The organism is Spirosoma sp. (assembly GCF_026391055.1).
In the GTDB taxonomy this organism is placed as follows: Bacteria; Bacteroidota; Bacteroidia; order Cytophagales; family Spirosomataceae; genus Spirosoma.
The window spans coordinates 102,329-120,132 of sequence record NZ_JAPLET010000021.1 but is presented as its reverse complement, the minus strand read 5'-3'; the positions used below and the strand labels follow the sequence as shown (position 1 = coordinate 120,132).

18 protein-coding genes are annotated in these 17,804 nt (G+C 49.4%); 13 read left to right on the top strand and 5 right to left on the bottom strand.

What is annotated here, in order from left to right; genetic code table 11:
- Positions 1–3,264 (top strand): efflux RND transporter permease subunit, encoded by a 3,264-nt coding sequence (locus NT073_RS15075; RefSeq protein WP_297375016.1) that lies wholly within the window; start codon positions 1–3, stop codon positions 3,262–3,264.
- 7 nt (positions 3,265–3,271) lie between these two features.
- Entirely contained in the window at positions 3,272–4,414 is a 1,143-nt protein-coding gene (locus NT073_RS15070) for an efflux RND transporter periplasmic adaptor subunit (RefSeq protein ID WP_297375014.1), read from the top strand.
- Positions 4,415–4,487: 73 nt separating this feature from the next.
- On the opposite strand, the gene NT073_RS15065 is transcribed toward NT073_RS15070, so the two are convergent.
- The 4 genes from NT073_RS15065 to NT073_RS15050 all read right to left on the bottom strand — a co-directional run bounded on the left by NT073_RS15065 (position 4,488) and on the right by NT073_RS15050 (position 7,521).
- Positions 4,488–4,832 carry a hypothetical protein gene (locus NT073_RS15065; protein WP_297375012.1) on the bottom strand — a complete coding sequence of 115 codons (345 nt, stop codon included), beginning with the start codon at positions 4,830–4,832 and terminating at the stop codon, positions 4,488–4,490.
- 485 nt (positions 4,833–5,317) lie between these two features.
- Positions 5,318–5,671, bottom strand: a complete 354-nt coding sequence (locus NT073_RS15060) for a nuclear transport factor 2 family protein (RefSeq protein ID WP_297375010.1) — start codon at positions 5,669–5,671, stop codon at positions 5,318–5,320.
- Entirely contained in the window at positions 5,668–6,273 is a 606-nt protein-coding gene (locus tag NT073_RS15055; protein ID WP_297375008.1) for a DUF1572 family protein, read from the bottom strand. Before NT073_RS15055 ends, NT073_RS15060 begins: the two co-directional genes overlap by 4 nt.
- A 48-nt stretch (positions 6,274–6,321) precedes the next feature.
- Positions 6,322–7,521 carry an aminotransferase class V-fold PLP-dependent enzyme gene (locus tag NT073_RS15050; RefSeq protein ID WP_297375006.1) on the bottom strand — a complete coding sequence of 400 codons (1,200 nt, stop codon included), beginning with the start codon at positions 7,519–7,521 and terminating at the stop codon, positions 6,322–6,324.
- 199 nt (positions 7,522–7,720) lie between these two features.
- On the opposite strand from NT073_RS15050, the gene NT073_RS15045 reads away from it, so the two are divergent.
- The 11 genes from NT073_RS15045 (at position 7,721) to NT073_RS14995 (ending at position 16,958) form a co-directional block, all read left to right on the top strand.
- A complete protein-coding gene (locus NT073_RS15045; RefSeq protein WP_297375004.1) occupies positions 7,721–9,160 on the top strand; it encodes a PLP-dependent aminotransferase family protein in 1,440 nt (479 codons plus the stop codon).
- On the top strand, positions 9,157–11,076 hold the full coding sequence (locus tag NT073_RS15040; protein ID WP_297375002.1) for a CocE/NonD family hydrolase: 1,920 nt from the start codon (positions 9,157–9,159) through the stop codon (positions 11,074–11,076). Before NT073_RS15045 ends, NT073_RS15040 begins: the two co-directional genes overlap by 4 nt.
- Before the next feature lie 72 nt (positions 11,077–11,148).
- Complete coding sequence (locus tag NT073_RS15035) at positions 11,149–11,928, top strand: methyltransferase domain-containing protein (RefSeq protein WP_297375000.1); 780 nt, start codon at positions 11,149–11,151, stop codon at positions 11,926–11,928.
- A gap of 9 nt (positions 11,929–11,937) precedes the next feature.
- Positions 11,938–12,867 carry a 2-dehydropantoate 2-reductase gene (locus NT073_RS15030; RefSeq protein ID WP_297374998.1) on the top strand — a complete coding sequence of 310 codons (930 nt, stop codon included), beginning with the start codon at positions 11,938–11,940 and terminating at the stop codon, positions 12,865–12,867.
- Between the two features lie 18 nt (positions 12,868–12,885).
- The gene (locus NT073_RS15025; RefSeq protein ID WP_297374996.1) at positions 12,886–13,017 is read left to right on the top strand and encodes a hypothetical protein; all 132 of its coding nucleotides are present in this window, start codon (positions 12,886–12,888) and stop codon (positions 13,015–13,017) included.
- On the top strand, positions 12,986–13,354 hold the full coding sequence (locus NT073_RS15020) for a heme-binding protein (RefSeq protein ID WP_366107343.1): 369 nt from the start codon (positions 12,986–12,988) through the stop codon (positions 13,352–13,354). Before NT073_RS15025 ends, NT073_RS15020 begins: the two co-directional genes overlap by 32 nt.
- Positions 13,355–13,376: 22 nt before the next feature.
- Positions 13,377–13,718, top strand: a complete 342-nt coding sequence (locus tag NT073_RS15015) for an HPF/RaiA family ribosome-associated protein (RefSeq protein WP_297374992.1) — start codon at positions 13,377–13,379, stop codon at positions 13,716–13,718.
- Positions 13,719–14,536: 818 nt separating this feature from the next.
- Positions 14,537–14,986, top strand: coding sequence for a response regulator (locus NT073_RS15010; RefSeq protein WP_297374990.1), 450 nt, complete (start codon positions 14,537–14,539; stop codon positions 14,984–14,986).
- Between the two features lie 521 nt (positions 14,987–15,507).
- Positions 15,508–15,933, top strand: a complete 426-nt coding sequence (locus tag NT073_RS15005; RefSeq protein ID WP_297374988.1) for a LytTR family DNA-binding domain-containing protein — start codon at positions 15,508–15,510, stop codon at positions 15,931–15,933.
- 328 nt (positions 15,934–16,261) lie between these two features.
- The gene (locus NT073_RS15000; RefSeq protein ID WP_012927154.1) at positions 16,262–16,507 is read left to right on the top strand and encodes a hypothetical protein; all 246 of its coding nucleotides are present in this window, start codon (positions 16,262–16,264) and stop codon (positions 16,505–16,507) included.
- Positions 16,508–16,559: 52 nt separating this feature from the next.
- On the top strand, positions 16,560–16,958 hold the full coding sequence (locus NT073_RS14995; RefSeq protein ID WP_297374985.1) for a response regulator: 399 nt from the start codon (positions 16,560–16,562) through the stop codon (positions 16,956–16,958).
- Between the two features lie 14 nt (positions 16,959–16,972).
- Here the strand turns inward: NT073_RS14995 and NT073_RS14990 are convergent, their stop codons facing one another.
- Positions 16,973–17,446 carry a response regulator gene (locus NT073_RS14990; RefSeq protein ID WP_297374983.1) on the bottom strand — a complete coding sequence of 158 codons (474 nt, stop codon included), beginning with the start codon at positions 17,444–17,446 and terminating at the stop codon, positions 16,973–16,975.
- Positions 17,447–17,804: the final 358 nt, after the last annotated feature.

Here is a 17,804-nt window from a genome sequence, read left to right as displayed (position 1 = left end):
ATGATCAAAGCTGCTCTTGCTAAACCCATTACTGTAATCGTCGCGCTGGCGGGTGTTATTCTGTTTGCGGTGCTGGCACTGCTCCAGATTCCGGTCGATATTTTTCCCCGGCTCAACCTCCCAACAATTTACATTGCCCAACCCTATGGCGGGATGACACCTGCCCAGATGGAAGGCTTTATTGCCACCCGCTACCAGAACCAGCTGCTCTATGTGTCGGGTATCAAGTCGGTGGAAGTGAAAAATATTCAGGGGCTTTGCCTGGTGAAATGTTCATTTTACGAAGATGTCAACATGGCACAGGTGTCGGGCGAGGTGGCCAACCAGGTGAGCCGGGTTATGAATTACCTGCCGCCCGGCACCGTGCCCCCCACTGTGGTTCGCTTCGATGCGTCGAGTTTACCCGTAGGACAGTTAGTGTTTAGCAGCCGTCGGGCGTCGCTGGGCGAGATGCAGGATTTAGCCTCTACGCGCATTCGCCCCCTGTTTTCTCAGATTCCGGGCGCATCGGCCCCATCCCCCTTTGGCGGTAACGAACGAACCGTGGTTGTAAAAGTCGACCCCGAACGGATGCGCAGTTACGAGCTGACACCCGACGAGATTGTGCAGGCTGTGGTGAAAAACAACCAGATTTCGCCCGCTGGTAGCGTACAGATGGGCGACTACACCATCATGACGCCCAGCAACACGGTACTCGACAAGGTCAGTGAGTTCCTGAATATTCCGCTGCGCAAGGGCGTTGGACCAACGGTATTCCTGCGCGACGTAGCTACGGTGGAGGATGCCACCGACATCATGGTGGGGTATGCGCTGGTCAATGGAAAGCGGTCGGTGTATATTCCCGTTACCAAAAGTGCCGATGCGTCGACCATGAGCGTCGTCAGTGCGTTAAGAGCAAAACTCCCGGAAATGAAAGCTCTCCTGCCCGACGATGTGCAGCTTTCCTACGAGTTCGACCAATCGGTTTACGTGACGCAAGCCGTGCATAGCCTGGCCGTTGAAGGCGGTTTGGGAGCTATTCTGACAGGCCTGATGGTGCTGCTTTTCCTGGGCGACTGGCGCAGTTCGCTTATTGTAATCCTGACAATTCCGGTGTCGATCCTGAGTGCGATTCTGCTGCTTAACCTGACGGGCCAAACCATCAATATCATGACCCTGTCGGGCCTGGCACTGGCCATCGGTATTCTGGTCGATCAGGCCACGGTCGTGATTGAAAATATTCACCAGCATCTGGAAATGGGTAAACCTAAGGCTCGCGCCATTCTGGATGCCTGTCAGGAAATGTCGTTTCCGCTGCTGCTCATTACCTTATGTATTCTGGCCGTTTTTGCGCCCGCCTTCCTGATGAATGGCGTGCCGCGCGGCATGTTTTTGCCCTTATCACTATCGGTGGGTTTCTCAATTATTGTTTCCTATGTCCTGTCGCAGGTCTTTGTGCCCGTAGTGGCTAACTGGTGGCTTAAAAATCATGCGCATGCCAGTTTGCACGAGTTGAGTATTCTACCCGACTTGAACCAGCCCCTGGAGGCCCATCAGGAGCGTTACGAGGAAAAACACCCCGAAAAAGTGACGGGATTTGAACGATTCAAACTCGGCTATATTCGGGTTCTGGATAGCCTAATGGGTCGTCGAACGCTGGTCATTGGTGTGTATGCGCTGGTTTGTGCGCTATTGATCGGTATTGGGTTCACCCAGATTGGTCAGGATATGATGCCCCGGCAAAATCACGCACACCAGTTTCAGGTGCGAATTGTTGGGCCGCAGGGTCTGCGTATCGAACGGACGGAAGAGCTTACCAAGCGGGTAATAAAGCAGATAAGCGATATCGTTGGTCAAAAAAACGTGGCTATTTCCTCGGCCTTTGTGGGTATGACGCCCTCCAGCTATGGCACCAGCGCCCTGTACGTGTTTAATGCTGGTCCGCACGAAGCGGTATTGCAGGTCAATCTATCCGACGAATACACCGTCGAGTCTATGGATGCGCTGAAAGAGCAGATTCGCCAGCGGGTTAGCCGAAAAATGCCCAATGTCCGGCTCTCGTTCGAGCCCATTGACCTGACCGACAAGATCATGAGCCAGGGAGCACAAACGCCCATCGAGATTCTGGTGGGGGGGAAAGATCTCAAGGAAGGACAACATTACGCCAATAGGTTGTTGACCCATTTGCGCGCGATTCCGTATCTGCGCGACCTGCGGATCAATCAACCGCTGAGCTATCCGACGGTATCGATTCAGGTAGACCGCGAGCGGGCAGCTCAACTTGGGCTCAGCATCGACGAAATCTCCAAGTCACTGGTGGCGGCAACTTCGTCCAGCCGATTTACGGCCAAGAACCTGTGGCTCGATCAGTCGAAAGGGTTTGCCTATCAGGTGCAGATTCAACTGGAGCAGGATCAGATGAAGTCGGTTGCTGACATTCAGGCTATTCCTCTCGTAAAAGGACAGTTGCGACCAACGCTGGGTGATGTCGCGACCATTACACCAACCACTGTGCCGGGTCAGTACGACCGCATCGGTCCCCGCCGGATTATTACTGTGTCGGCCAATATTAACCAGATGGATCTCGGCACAGCAACGCGCGACGTACAGGCGGCTATAACGGCGACCGGACAGCCGCCGAAAGGGTCGGTGGTTGAGTTGCGGGGGCTGGCGCTACTGCTTCAGGAAACACTGGGCAGCCTTCAGTTTGGATTGGGCCTGGCCATTGTTGTAATCTTCCTGCTGCTGGCCGCCAACTACCAGTCGTTCAAAGTGGCCAGTGTTGTCCTGGTGAGTATTCCGGCCGTACTGGCGGGGTCGCTTACCCTGCTGCTCGTAACGGGTCAAACGCTGAATCTGCAATCGTACATGGGCATCATCATGTCGGTGGGGGTGTCAGTCGCCAACGCCCTCCTGCTGGTTACCAATGCCGAATCTCTTCGGCTACGCTACCGCGACGCAAAAGCGGCCGCCCGTGTGGCTGGTGCGGCCCGCCTTCGACCCATTCTGATGACGGCGCTGGCGATGATTGCCGGGATGATTCCGATGGCGAGTGGGCTGGGCGAATCGGGCGAACAGACCGCTCCGCTGGGCCGCGCCGTTATTGGTGGCCTGTTCTTTTCAACGATAGCCGCTCTGCTGATTTTGCCCGTTGTCTTTGCCGCCATTCAGCGTAAAACGGACTTTGACTCGCCCTCGCTCGACCCGGATGACCCAACCAGCACCGTGTTCGACGGGACGCATGAAGCCCTTGCCGAACGATCCGAGTCCAGTTTAACCTACTAACCAGCCAATGAACACCATGACGATATACGCTGTCTTCCGATCAGGTTTGCACCTGGCACTTATTACGGGTATGGGCTTTCTGCTCAGCCAATGCGGCAATTCATCGGCCGAAAAAAGTCAGATGGAAGAAGCGCCGGTTGAGGAAGATATCCGTTACGAAGCCATACGGGTGGCGGCTTCCCGTCCGGCATCAGAACTGAACCTGCCGGGCGAACTGGAAAGCTATTACGAAACGGATCTCTACCCCCGCGTGAGCAGCTACGTTAAAGCGCTACACGTCGATATTGGCGATCAGGTAAAAAAAGGACAGGTGCTGGCCGAACTGGAAGCGCCCGAACTAACCGCCAACCTGACCGAAGCCTACTCGAAGGTGAAAGCGGCTGAAGCCGTTTACGGGGCCAGCAAAGGGACTTTTCTGCGCGTTCTGCGTACCAGCCGGACGCTGGGGGCTATTTCGCCCGTCGATCTGGATGCCTCCCGCACCAAAGCTATTTCCGATAGTCTGGCCGTTGTAGCGGCCAATGCTCACTATAATTCGGTACAGCAACTGGTGAGCTACCTTAAAATAACGGCTCCATTCACCGGTGTCATCACCGACCGTCGGCTGTCGCCGGGGGCGTTTGTAGGGCCGGGCGGACAGAACGGCGTGCCTATGCTGAAGATCAAGCAGCTCGACCGGCTGCGGTTGCGTATTGCCGTTCCGGAAGCCTATCTGGGCGATATTCGTCGGGGCAATCCGGTGCAGTTTACCGTCCGCAGCTTTCCCCGGCAAACGTTTACCGGGCGCATCAGCCGCGTCGCCAACAGTGTTCGGCCCGAAACCCGATCCGAGCTTGTCGAGATTGATTATCAGAACAAAGGCGGTAAACTCAAACCCGGTATGTTTGCCTCGGCCCGTTTGCCCGTCAGCGCCACAACGGAAGGCAGTTTATACGTACCCAAGACCGCCATTATCAGCACTCTGGACCGCACCTTTGTACTGAAAGTGGTTGACGGAAAAGCCATTCGGGTAACGGTTCAGAAAGGTGACGAGTCGGCGGGGCAGACCCAGGTTTTTGGTGATCTGAAGCCGGGCGACCTTATTTTGAAAACGGCGAGCGATGATCTGGCCGACCGGGCCGCCGTTAAAACACAGCTTGTGAACCAGTAGGCGTTGCTGAGGCTACAACTGTTTCTTACTTCCTCTACAAATGCCAGTGCCTGTTACACAGAGCCTACTGGCTCTAACTGAGTGCTGCCTTGGTCTGCTGGTGCCGGATTAGGTTGAGGGTATACGCCATGGCCGGATCGCGGCCGTTCAGTACATCCTCAACGGTTGGTTCGATCAGGTAGTCAGGAACGATGCCCTGTTCCGGAGTAAGGTCTTTGGGAAGGTCTGCCATATGAAACCCGAACAGACCAATACCGAGATCAATTTTTGAGTTGGGTAATTGGGTGATGGCAAAGAGGCCGCTACTGTTACCGCCGTAACCGCCCCCGGTTTCCTGCCCGATAAAGGTAGCCCGTTTGTCGGCGTGGGCCCTAGCTGCAAACTCCGTAGTGACCGAGAAGCTGCTGCCATTTAGCAATAAACGTTGCCGATCTGTAACACAGTGCCTTGAGAGGATATGCGCCTGGCCTTAAGGCTGCGTCGTTATTGGTCTTCATGATAGTTCGGTGCAGACTCGACATGTTTAGTTCTGAGGGCAGAAGCATTGCCCGCTGCTGCCAAAGTGACTTCTGTCATTCTACTTGCAGTGTAATTGGATCGAAAACTAGCACCCATATTACTTCTGACTATCTTTAGTCAGCAAAAGAAGCCGCCTTTTTCCTTCTCAATTGCCTGATGGACAATTCACTTGACTAAAGACATGATTACCAGGATCGATCTCCAATAGCCCACCCGCTGGCACGGTTTTCTTAGGGGTAGGTACTTTTTATTTTACCCGCAACTACTGGAGACCGGCCATCCTTACCTGGCTGGAAACTGATTAGGCAACAAGAAAACAAGCCAGAGAAAATAGTGTCTGCGTAACAAGGTGTGGTGTGAATTAAACAGCTGCTTGTCGTTGGTTCAGGCATAGTGGCAGAACACCCTCTGGGCCTGGCCACGCTCATTCAATTGAAAGACTTCGCTAGCCAGTCGGCCATTTACGGACGTGTAATAGATGACCAACGTGTGAACACCCACAAAAACATGGTGCAGTGTAAAATGCAGGTCGGGGTAGGTGCTCAGGCCTATTTGAAAATAGCGTTCCAGATCACCTTTGTTGGTGATACAGCCTGTTTCATTAAACTTTAGCAGTGGAATAAACGGCGAATAAAATTCCAGTTCATCGGCATAGTGCGCCATAATGGCGGCTAGGTCATGAGCATTAAAGGCCCCGATCCATTCATCGGCAAAGTGGAGGGCTTTTTCCTGGGTCATAGCGTTGATTCTGTTGATGATCCGTTTTTGTCAATCGGTTGATCCGATTTTAGGTATTCATCCGTAAAATGTTCTTTACGTCTCGGCTGAGCGAATTTTTGAGCGTTATACTGGCCAGACTCACCTCTTGGAATGGAGAGTGACGTCCAGTTTTGGGCCAGCATTTTCCCCATGAATACCAGTTGGCCAATGTGATACGGATAATGGGCTAGCTGCCGGTTGATCGCTTCCAGCACCGTATGTCCTTGATTTCTGATATAAATGGTTTTACTCAGATCTTCTTCCCGGAGTGATTGCAGCGTATTTAAAAGCGTGCGCCAACCTTCATCCCACTTTTGAATCAATTCGGCTCGGGATTGACTATCGTTAGCAAACTCGTCCTCCCGGTCGCGCCAGCTTTTTTCGCCATCGGTGGTCAGAAAATCCGTCCAACGACTCAGCATATTACCCCAAAGGTGCTTTACCAAGATGGCAATGCTGTTACTTTCGGCGTTGTATTGCCAGAAAAGGGCATCATCGGGGAGTTGAGCCAATGTTTTTTCACCCAGTAATTTATAATACTCAAACTGGCAGATCGCGCTTTGTAAATAGTCGCTTTGCATCGGGTAGGTTGGGGTTTTGGGAAAAATAATCTCGATTTTAGAAGAAGTTTATCGTAAAAAATGAGCTATTATATCGACTACTTCATCCATTTCGTCCAGCGTGTTAAAATAGTGGGGCGAAAGTCGAACCAGCCAGTCTATGCCTTTCCGTCCAAAATCGATTAAGGCAGAATTTGGGTACTGCACCGTAAACACCACACGACTGTGTCGTAAAGCGGCATCAAGCGCCGATAACGGCTGGCGAGCCGTGTGAAAGGTTAGCAGGTTGCTTTGGCAGAACCCCCAGTCTAGTAAGGTAATACCGTCGATCTGTTCCAGGCCTGTTCGGAGCCGGTGCATCAGCCGTTGGTTTTGCCAGGCAATAGCCTCTATACCGACTTGATTGGCATACCCGACCGCTTCGGCTAACCCGACACTGAGCAACGAAATCTCCTGGGGTTCAAACCGGCGGGCACCTGGCTGTAAGGCGTAGGAGTCTTGCACGGTCCAGGTAGCGGCCCGTCGATCAATAAACAGAGGAGCAAGGCCAGCCGTCAGTACCCGATCCGATACATACAGAAAACCCGTATTGCGTGGCCCTCGCAGAAACTTACGGCCCGTTGCTACCAGAAAGTCAGGGTGAATGCGGGTAACGTCGAGCGGCAACTGCCCCACCGACTGAGCCGCGTCGAGTAAATACCAGGCTCCATATTGCTGGCACAGTTTGCCTACTTCCTCTGCCGGGAGCACCAGCCCCGAGTTTGTTGGGATGTGGGTTATCGCCACCAGGACCGGTCGGTGTGTACGTATCAACTCCTCGGCGTGTGTCAAATCCAGATCACCGTTGGGCAGGTCATGAATCCGTAGTGATTTAATGCCTAACCGCTGTTGCATAGATAGTAAGGCTAGCTGGTTGGACACGTAATCGTTCGTCGTAGTCAGTATGGTATCACCTTCCCGAAACGGGATGGCCGATAGGGCCTGAAATGTGGCATGGGTAGCACTATAAGCAAAGGCAATATGTTCAGGCCGGGTGTTCAGGAGCCGGGCAGTTTCCTCGTAAAACCGGCCAATCTGGGCCTGCCGCAACCGTTCGACCTCATAACCGCCTAATTGGGTTTCTAACTGGAGATAATCCTGCATCGCCTGAACGACGGGCTGCGGCATCAGGGAAGCTCCAGCACTATTGAGAAACAGGCTATTTTGACAGCCTGGCGTGTCTGCTCGCAGTTGAGCGATAGTTAGATTGATGGCAGATTGGGATTGCATAGCGCAAAAAAAGGCAACAAGGCTGTACGGAAACAGACGCACTTTTGGGTTTGCGGAACCATACAGATTGCCTGGATAAGAATTGGGTAGACCCAATAAATTGTACGGGCAAATTTTGCAAAATCTGTATGGTAATACGTACAGATTGGACGATTACTTTTGTTCCGTAAATTAAAATCAGTAGCCGACCATTTCGTCTATGCGTGTATCGACTCCCAGGTATCAGCAGATCGCTCGTCAATTAGGCGATAAGTTACGAGGGGGTACGCTCGCGGAAGGCGACAAGCTCCCGTCCGTGCGTATGCTCAGCCAGGAACTTGGAGTTAGTATCAATACCGTTCAGCAAGCCTATTACTGTTTGGAAGCCGAAGGGTTGATCGAAGCTCGTCCCCAGTCGGGGTACTATGTACGAACGCTAATCGAGCGGCTGGGTAATGTGCCGCGCCGATCGGCTCCCCAGGCCATAGCCAACCAGCCGCTTCAGTCTGATCAGGAGTCGGTTCTGTTGAGACTGATGTACCAGCAGCGACAACCCGGCTGGCTACCCTTCTCACTAAGTGTACCAGCTCCCTCTCTATTGCCGATTACTAAGCTGATGAAGGCGCTCCAGCAGGCTCAGCGCGAACTACCCCACGGTGGAATCGAGTACGAGTTGATAACGGGCAATGCGGCTTTACGTCGGCAGATTGCCCGGTATGCGCTGTTCTGGGGAAGTCTGCTGACCGACGAGGAGATCATCACAACGGAGGGTTGCACAGCCGCCCTGACATTATGCCTGAAGGCTATCACCCGGCCGGGCGATACGGTGGCCGTAGAAAGCCCGATCTATTTTGGCATCCTTCAAACGATTCTCTCGCTGGGCCTGAAAGTACTCGAGCTACCAACTGACGCTCTAACGGGCGTTGATCTGGACGTTCTGGAAAGTCATCTGCAAGCCGGACAGGTACAGGCCTGTTTGCTGGTACCCAACTTCAGCAACCCGCTTGGCTGCTGTATGCCGAACGCCCATAAACAACGGATGGTGCAGTTGATGGAGACCTACCAGATACCCCTCATTGAAGATGACCTCTACGGCGACCTTCATTTCGGACCGGATCGCCCACTCCCCTGTAAAGCCTTCGACCGGCAGGGGCTGGTCTTATGGTGCGGGTCTGTCAGTAAAACTCTGGCTCCTGGTTACCGGGTAGGGTGGGTAGCGCCGGGACGCTATTTTGACGCGTTACTTCAGGTGAAGCGGTATCAGGCCGGATTCTCGCCGGGTATCACCCAGCAGGCTGTGGCTAATTTTCTGGCCAACGATCGGTACGAATTGCATCTGCGTCGGCTTCGGCAGCGGCTGAAAAGCAACTGTCAACGATACCAGCAGACAATTCGGGCTTATTTTCCCCCTGGCACACGTATCAGCGAACCACAAGGGGGATTTACTTTATGGGTTGAAACCGATGTTCGGGTGGATACGCTGGTGCTTGCCGACCAACTGGCTCCACATAAAATCAGCATCATGCCGGGCAGTTTATTTAGTCTTCAGCCGCAGTACGCCAACTGTATGCGGCTCAGCTACGGTCTGCCATTTGACGAACGCGTGGCTTGGGGGCTGCAAATGATTGGACAGCTTATTCACCAACAGGTAAGGAGATGAAACCAATACACTGGCGAACGGTTTGGATGATCGCAGCCTTTACCACACTTCTATCGATATGCCCCTCTACAACTGCCTGTCTGGCAAATTCGGTGCGCGAACAGTATCAAAAATTTGAATACCAGATACCCATGCGCGATGGCGTTAAACTGTACACCGCTGTTTATGTGCCCCGTCGTGCGTCGACCGGGAATACCTACCCGTTTCTGATGCAACGGACTTGTTTTGGGTCGATGCCGTATGGTCCCGAACAATATAAAGCTGCCTTGGGACCGTCGCCCATCCTACAGGCGGATGGGTACATTTTTGTCTATCAGGATGTACGCGGCCGATGGGCTTCCGAAGGGCATTGGACCAACATGACACCGGTGGTCAGTGACCGCCCGAACCCATCAACCGCTAACGCGATCGACGAAAGCACGGATACGTATGATACCATTGACTGGCTACTCAGCCACGTACCCGATCACAACGGCCGGGTCGGATTGTGGGGCATAAGCTATGCAGGATTTTATGCCATGGCGAGCTCGATCAATGCGCATCCGGCCCTGAAAGCCTCTTCACCACAGGCCCCTATTGCTGACTTGTTCCGGGATGACATTCACCATAATGGAGCCTTCACGCAGGTCTATCTGCATGCCTATCCGTTGTTCGACGACCGCTCAACCGGACCGACCACTAAGCCCTGGTTTCTGCCTGAGTGGATTCAAACGGAGGGCCAGACCGAATTTAAGTGGCATCAGCAGTTGGGTCCGTTGACTAACGCCCGGCAATATTTAGCTCGAAATGCGTTCTGGCAGCAAACGGTGGCGCATCCTAATTATGATCGCTTCTGGCAGGAGCGCAACATTTTGCCTCACTTGCAGCACGTTCGGCCCGCCATGCTGGTTGTTGGGGGCTGGTTCGATGCCGAAGACCTGTACGGGCCACTGAGTATTTACAAGACGCTGGCAAAAAAAAGCCCGGAATCAAGGCCGATACTGGTGATGGGTCCGTTTGGCCATCGGGGCTGGTCGGAAGAAACGGGCCATTCCCTGCATAATGATCTGTATTTTGGCGACAGTCTGGCGACCTATTACCAACGGACGATTGAAGCTCCCTTTTTTCACCATCATCTAAAAGGAGCTGGTGACGGCAAAACCGGATTACCCAACGTCTGTCTGTTCGATACAGGGTTGAAAGTCTGGCGAACCTTTGCCGGGTGGCCCGTATCAGGAGGGAGTGCACCGACCAGCCGAACGGTAAGGTGGTATTTAATGGCTAGTGGCCAACTAAACACGCAGCCAGCTAAGCCCGTTCGCTTTCGGGAATATACCAGCGATCCAGCTCATCCAGTCCCTTACAGCGAAGCGAGCCTGACTGCCGAACCCGATTTCAGTGCGTTGGCCAGCTATATATCGGCCGATCAGCGGTTTGCCAGCGAACGCCCTGACGTATTGACGTTTAAAACGGATATACTCTCAGAAAATCTGACCGTAGGCGGAGAGATAACGGTCCGGCTGAAAGTCAGTACCACGGGTACCGACGCCGACTGGGTCGTGAAACTGATAGATGTGTATCCACCTGACGAACCAAATCACCCTTATCTACCTAATCCCAAAACGCAGTTAGCTAACTACCAGCAGTTGGTCAGGGCTGATGTCATGCGCGGCCGGTTTCGCCATAGCGTTGAGAAGCCGGAGCCTTTTGCCCCGAATCAGGTTACGGAGGTGACCTTTCAGCTTCAGGATGTACTGCATACCTTTAAAAAAGGGCATCGGGTCATGGTTCAGGTGCAAAGCAGTTGGTTCCCGCTGATCGATCGAAACCCGCAAACGTTCGTGGAAAACATCTATAAAGCGCGAAATACTGATTTTAAACCAGCTCGTCATCGGCTATACAGTGACTCATTTGTGGAAGTTTCCACGCTACCCTAATCAATGAGATTATTGGCCAGAGAGTCACGTTAATTCCAACGGTTAGCTATCAATAATTACTGTTCATCGTCTATGAATCAATCGAATCGCTCCTGGAATGCTGATCTTTATCAACAAAAACATGCCTTTGTCTTTCATTTTGGGGCAGACGTATTGACTTTGCTTAACCCAAAGCCTGATGAACGCATCCTTGACCTTGGCTGCGGTACTGGAGAGCTTACCGCCCAAATCGCCGAAAGTGGAGCCGAAGTGGTCGGTCTGGATGCCTCGCCTTCGATGATTGCGAAAGCCCGGCAGTCTTTTCCCCATCTCAGCTTTCAGGAGGGCGATGCTCGGAATTTTGGTGCGAATCAGCCGTTCGATGCCCTGTTCAGCAATGCTACACTCCACTGGGTCAAGGAAACAGATCAACCATCCGTCCTGTCGGCTGCTTTCAATGCGCTCAAACCGAGCGGCCGTTTCGTTGCTGAACTGGGAGGTCAGGGCAATGTAGTACGTATTCTAAACGCATTAGCGAAGGCCTTAAATGAGTTGGGCATGCCCCAACCGGTAAATCCGAATTTCTTTCCAAGCGTTGGGCAGTACACAACGATGCTGGAGACGGCTGGTTTTTCCGTTACGCTAGCGCAGTTTTTTGACCGGGATACCCCGCTGACCGATCCTGAAACCGGACTAAGTGACTGGATTGCCATGTTTCGAGGGGATGTATTGGCCGCCCTCTCTGATCACGATCGACAAACCGTATTAGCGAACGTAAACAACCAGCTTCGCCCTACTAATTTCCGCGACGGATACTGGTTCGCTGACTATAAACGCCTTCGGTTTATCGCCGTAAAACCACTTGAGCCTTAGCCCCATCTCATGCAAAAGCCTATCTATATTGTTGGCGTTGGTGCCATTGGTATGACCTTAGCCGTGTTGCTGAAGCAGGCAGGTAAAGAAGTTATCCTGATTCGTGGTCGCCAGGATAGCCTATCGGAAACCCAAGACGCCAGGATCATCCTTGATTATACTGACGGAATTACTCTGGAGGCTACCGTTCCCATTTCGACGCTGGACCAGTTTACGATATTAGACGGGTTTGTTTTACTGACGACAAAGGCATTCGGCAACCCGGAACTGGCCCAACGATTGATTGGCAAGACAGGTCAGTCGCCCCTAATCCTGTTGCAAAACGGCCTGGGAATTGAAGAGCCGTTTATAGATGCTGATTTTCCCGAAGTGTATCGCTGTGTGTTATTAGCGACCAGCCAGGTGCAAGCTCCGTTTCGAGTTCGTTATAAACCTGTAGCGGCTTCACCTATTGGTGTGATTCGGGGCCATGAATCCGGCCTGGCCGAACTTGTTGAGCAGCTTAACACAGCGCAGTTTCCGTTTCGGATTGAGGAAGCCATTCAGCGGGCGGTTTGGGAGAAGGTTATTAGCAATTGTGTTTTCAATGCCATCTGTCCACTGCTTGGTGTCGATAATGGTATTTTTCATCGGAATGCATTGGCGCTAGCTTTAGCCCGTGAGATCATCGATGAATGCCTGGCCGTAGCCAATGAAGCGGGTATAACGCTGAATCGAATGGACGTGGAAAGTCGGCTGCTGCAAATCAGTCAACGTTCGGACGGGCAGCTCATTTCAACATTAGTCGATATTAACCAGGGCCACCCAACAGAAATTGAGTCACTGAATCTAGCCGTAGCCCGCCTGGCACAACGGCTCGGCAAACCTAATTTGGCTAATCGAACCCGGCTCCTGGGCGAACTAATCCAGTTAAAGTCAGAACTGAGCCGGGTTCCATAGAAACTGACTGAGCCGCCCGTGAAACAAGAACTGATTGACCAACTTTTTCTGCTGACTAGCCAGGAAGCAAACTGGCAAGGTTTGTCGATTATAGTAGCAGTAGTCGATACGGTTGGGCATGTGCGGGCCGTGCTATGGCAGGAAGGGTAGTTATTACGCTCCGGAAAGCAGCCGCCACAAGGCCATAACGGCTTCACAACTTCAGATGTTAAGCCATGTTGTGGGTGAGATCGGGCTGAAATTTCATACTCTTCAAGTGTCGTTCAAGGCTAATCCTGATATATCCGGACTGCCTGGTGGTTTTCTATTCCGTTGTGCAGGGGCAGTCGTTGGCGCATTGGGTATTGCTGGTGGTATTTTGAACAGAACCAGGCAATCGGTGCGGCTGCCGTCGCCACTCTACCGCCGGATTAACAGGGGCCGCAACCTCATTTATGCTATTCTTCGGCCGACTTATTGGCCAGTACTGAGTACTGTTATAGTTTAGTAACCAATTGTATTCAACGATTATGAGCGATCAGAAAGGATTGGACGATGTACGTCTGTCAATTAATGCGGTTAATATTACCGTGGATGATGCATTTCGGGACCGAATAGCCCAGGCATTGGTAAAACTTCGGCGTTATTATAGTGGTGATCTGATCACGGCCGAAGTATTTCTGCGCGTGGAAGCGCATGGAGGACCCAACGATAAATCACTGCGCATTGTTTATGGCGTTCCGGGTACAGGTGCTTTTGCCGAAGAAGAGGGTGAAAATTGGGATACAATGCTCCATACTGTAACAGGTAAACTTAAGCATCAACTTGAGCGTAAATTCACTAATTCACAGAATAGCTATCGGCAGCATTAACGAACGGGTCGAGGTCTAAGCTATAAGAATAATTCATTGCGGATGAATCAGTAAGTAGCCGTAGCGGACCTATGGTAATGCGGATGGTTCTGAAGTGTCTATTGTCTTGATTGTCAGAGAAGCATAAATGTTTATTGTACCGGGTCAACAGGATTTATAAATTGATATAAGTCCTGTTAATCCGGTATCATTCTTTACTGCAAAACTAACTACAGTAACGCTGATACTCGTCTCTTTAACTCGTTTGGAAAGGCTTTGCGGAATGAGTAATCAATTGCCTTTGTTGCTCTATATGCTTTGTCGTGAAGCTTGACTATTCATCAACACGGGTCAGTTAGAGGAGTTTTAATGACACAGGTGGTAAAGGATAAGGGTATCGTATATAATTCTGGAACATCAATTAAACTGCTGTACAGTAAATAATGTAATATTTTTTAACTATAAGTATATAAAAATTAATTTACTGCACTTAAATATTGTTGGTAGGAGAAAAACTAATATTAATAATTTATTATATGTGACTATTAGTAACAATATCGGTCATAATGCCAGTTAAATTCGAGTTAGCTAACGGCCATTTCCAATAAAGGTGAAAGGTATAAAGTCAGTGGCCACGACTAATTAAATAAACAGATCCATACTCTCACTTTTTCATTTTATAATCCAACAGATTGAGTAGATTGATATTGTGTCAATGTTTTGTCCAATATTCTCTAAACAATGGTATAAATTTCGAGTTCGTTTCGTAGACACTTCATCTAAATCACACAGCAGCTGTTACGTCGTGTAGACAACCGGTTGCGTATTCATCTAAACCCATGCCCGATGACCAGCGACGGAATCAAAAAGCATCTTTTCCACTTTTAGTGGCTGTAGCAAACAAAGATCATCAACTGCTCATTCAGTATAGCCTATTAGCCAGCATGCCCCAGGCGATGGCCTCGTTTGCTGCAACAGCAGATGAGGCCATCGCGTATTTGGCGAAAGGAAATGGTAAAGAACCTTTTCCCCGATTGGTCCTTCTGGATGTACACCTTCCTACTCTACAGGTCGGTTACGAGTTGGTAAAATACATTAAGCACACTTATCCCTGCTTACCCATAGTCGCTATCAGTAGTGATCCTGATGCAGACATCGTTAAACAAGCTTATGAATTCGGAGTTCATTCATTCCTTATCAAACCTGTCTATTTAGAGGAGTGGGAACATTATTTTCGGGTTTTTAACGCCTACTGGTCTGGGGTAGTTACGCTGCCTCCAAGCATGTAATCTGCTCGCACGAATAAACTAACGATCTCTGATTTTATTCGTAATCAAGAGATTACCAACTGAGGTAATTCGATTTGTCTATGTGCAAGTTTATTGTCTATAGATTTTATAGTTTAAGTCATTCATTAGTAGTGATTTAAACATAAAGTAAGTGCTTCCAGTTAGTATAAATCAATATGTTAATACAACATAAGATCATGTTAGAAAAACCATTCTCGTTATGAAAAACCGGTTAATTAGCGATACCAAAGCTTCATTTACAGACGTCGTCCAATTAGAAAAAGCCGTTATAAATAAGCTAGTCAAAGCGCCTGTTTGAGCTTCGAATTACCCTGCTTCCGTTTATCATCCACACAATGCATTTTTAAGAACGTGGTTATCTATACTCACCACGTTCTTACCTTTTCTGCAGTAAATCTTACAGATTAAGTGAAAGCAAGATCAGGGTTTGCCCTATCGGTTACCCTGCTTTTTTAATATACTAGATCAGTTTTATAACTGGTTACCTTGACTTTTTCTCTATGCGAACTCAACTTAACTTAACATTACCGATCCAGATCCCTGGCTACCGGCATATTCAGGATGCCCAAAGTATTCGTAGATTACAAGGGAGCGGTAACTATACACTAATTTATTTAAGAGAAGTAGACAAACCTTTGCTGGTAAGTAAAAGTCTGATCTATTTTGCTGAGCAGTTGCCGGATTTTATTCGAGTGAGTAAATCCAGTCTGATTAATCCTACGGATATTGTTAAGGTGATTCGGTGGGATGCCAGAAAAATGGAAATCGAATTAAGTGACGGTACGACACTGCCAGTTGCCCGGCGTCGTAGTGCCGACTTATTGGCGGTGCTACAAAAACAAGAAGACCGACGCAATTTACCTCAGCGGGGCTCGGCCTGGACTATACAGCTTGCCGCCAGCCAGCTTGTTAGACCTTATAAGTAATCGATAATTCGGCCTCATGCAATTCAGGTAATTTGGCCTAACCTACCTGATAAACACGGATTCGCTATGACTTCCCGCTGGGAAAGTAATAGCGAATCCGTGTTTTTTTAGGCCGTTTATTGTGTTTAAATAGCTGTAAAATAAATAAATGATAATTGTTTTATGCTAAGAAAAATAGCGGGTAATGGTTCGTAACGTTGACTAATTCTGTGTTGGGACGACGGCTGGTAATAACATTTTTTCGGTTTTGTAATGACTTAGTAACTGGTATTATCGAACCACTGTGTCATCAATTCGTTAATTGAATACAGCTTAAACCAACATAGCCATGAAAATGAACACCCATCCCTTGGTAAATCTGGAAGTTAGTCTGGATGAATTAATAGATGCTTTTAAGCAACTTCCAAAAACTAATGATGGACAGCAACATCATTACGCCATAAAATTTCCCGTTACCAACGATTACGGGAATGCCAGCGAACGTCAATTACTCTTTAGCTGGAATGAAGCGTTCAACGACTGGGAGTTGAATACAAAAGGTCACGATTTATTGATCACAGCATCAGCCCGGTGAATTTTAAGGGTATAGCCAGATTTGCGCAGCTTATACTCAACTATTATGAAATATGGATAATGTAAAACAAGTGATTGTTATTGACGACGATGATGATGACTGTTTATTCCTGGAGCAGGGGCTTCAAAAACAAACATCCAATCTAGTGATCTATCGGTTTGTATCGGGTGATGAGTTCATAAATTCTCAGTTATGGCAAAATGAAGAGCACAGCTATAAGCTTATCCTGTTAGAGTTTATTTTACCCGGAGAAGATGGTTTGGACTGGTTAAAACTATTTTTAGAGCATGAATGCTGCCAGAACATTCCAGTAGTCATGTATTCCAGCTTAGCAATTGAGCCACAAGCTTGCAAGCAGGCAGGAGCCGCTGATTATATTACCAAACCTTGCGATTTGGTAGAGCTTGATCTGGTTTCTGAAAAAATATGCCTCAGCTGGCTACTCGATTGAACTTCCGGCTAACGTTACTCAGCGGATATGGACTTAGGTGTGTCGGTGGGGGATTTATGAAGAGGTTGCGTAAGAGCTGCACACCTACCCTCTAACCAGTTTTGTTTTAACTCAAGAACAATCTGATTTAACTGCTTTAAGGTAGGTGGTTTAGGGATAAATCCATCAGCTTTTAATTCAGAAGCCATGTGACGGTCTGTCGATTGGTCAGACGTTGTTAGTATAACGACCGGGATGGAGTCGTATATGGGCTCCTGACGGATAGAACGCAGTACTTCAAACCCACCCATAATGGGCATATTCAAATCTAACAGAATTAGCGAGGGTAAGACAGGAGTAGCAGCTAAAGCTTCCAGCAGTTCTTCGCCATTATCTAGCGGCTTAATTTCACATTCTGGACTATACTGACGAAATACTTGTTGCAACAGAAAACGATCGTCTTCATCGTCGTCGACGTGAAAGACGCACGCACAGGAAAATTGATTCATGTTTAAGTTAGCCGGTAGGTAGTTGACGTTACACTAAGTAACGTTGAAATTAGTTGTACTGATATAAGGCAAAATATACGATTTAGTAAGCGTACACAGTAGGTGATTGCTGACCATAGCGTATAGAGCCATATCAGTTGATACAACTTATTCTTACAGTTTTCTTAAGATACTAGTAGTCTTTAGAGAATTGAATGGAGGGAGTTCGCGAGTGTAGAAAGTTGTTATGTACTATCTGCTTGTTGAAAGGGTTGAACGATGGAAGCCAATTCATCGGTTTCCCACCCCCCCGTTTGGCTTTACTTTCAGGAAACAGGAAGAAGAATATGTTCCCATTCCTGTTGAAGCTTTCCTAATG

Bases quoted from the DNA above. Each gene is read 5' to 3' on its own strand.
- NT073_RS15015 (WP_297374992.1), top strand. From the start codon at position 13,377: ATGAGCGATCAGAAAGGATTGGACGATGTACGTCTGTCAATTAATGCG.
- NT073_RS15075 (WP_297375016.1), top strand. From the start codon at position 1: ATGATCAAAGCTGCTCTTGCTAAACCCATTACTGTAATCGTCGCGCTG.
- NT073_RS15045 (WP_297375004.1), top strand. From the start codon at position 7,721: ATGCGTGTATCGACTCCCAGGTATCAGCAGATCGCTCGTCAATTAGGC.
- NT073_RS15035 (WP_297375000.1), top strand. From the start codon at position 11,149: ATGAATCAATCGAATCGCTCCTGGAATGCTGATCTTTATCAACAAAAA.
- NT073_RS15060 (WP_297375010.1), bottom strand. From the start codon at position 5,671: ATGACCCAGGAAAAAGCCCTCCACTTTGCCGATGAATGGATCGGGGCC.
- NT073_RS14990 (WP_297374983.1), bottom strand. From the start codon at position 17,446: ATGAATCAATTTTCCTGTGCGTGCGTCTTTCACGTCGACGACGATGAA.
- NT073_RS15040 (WP_297375002.1), top strand. From the start codon at position 9,157: ATGAAACCAATACACTGGCGAACGGTTTGGATGATCGCAGCCTTTACC.
- NT073_RS14995 (WP_297374985.1), top strand. From the start codon at position 16,560: ATGGATAATGTAAAACAAGTGATTGTTATTGACGACGATGATGATGAC.
- NT073_RS15050 (WP_297375006.1), bottom strand. From the start codon at position 7,521: ATGCAATCCCAATCTGCCATCAATCTAACTATCGCTCAACTGCGAGCA.
- NT073_RS15055 (WP_297375008.1), bottom strand. From the start codon at position 6,273: ATGCAAAGCGACTATTTACAAAGCGCGATCTGCCAGTTTGAGTATTAT.
- NT073_RS15000 (WP_012927154.1), top strand. From the start codon at position 16,262: ATGAAAATGAACACCCATCCCTTGGTAAATCTGGAAGTTAGTCTGGAT.
- NT073_RS15070 (WP_297375014.1), top strand. From the start codon at position 3,272: ATGAACACCATGACGATATACGCTGTCTTCCGATCAGGTTTGCACCTG.
- NT073_RS15010 (WP_297374990.1), top strand. From the start codon at position 14,537: ATGCCCGATGACCAGCGACGGAATCAAAAAGCATCTTTTCCACTTTTA.
- NT073_RS15005 (WP_297374988.1), top strand. From the start codon at position 15,508: ATGCGAACTCAACTTAACTTAACATTACCGATCCAGATCCCTGGCTAC.
- NT073_RS15020 (WP_366107343.1), top strand. From the start codon at position 12,986: ATGTGCGGGCCGTGCTATGGCAGGAAGGGTAGTTATTACGCTCCGGAA.
- NT073_RS15030 (WP_297374998.1), top strand. From the start codon at position 11,938: ATGCAAAAGCCTATCTATATTGTTGGCGTTGGTGCCATTGGTATGACC.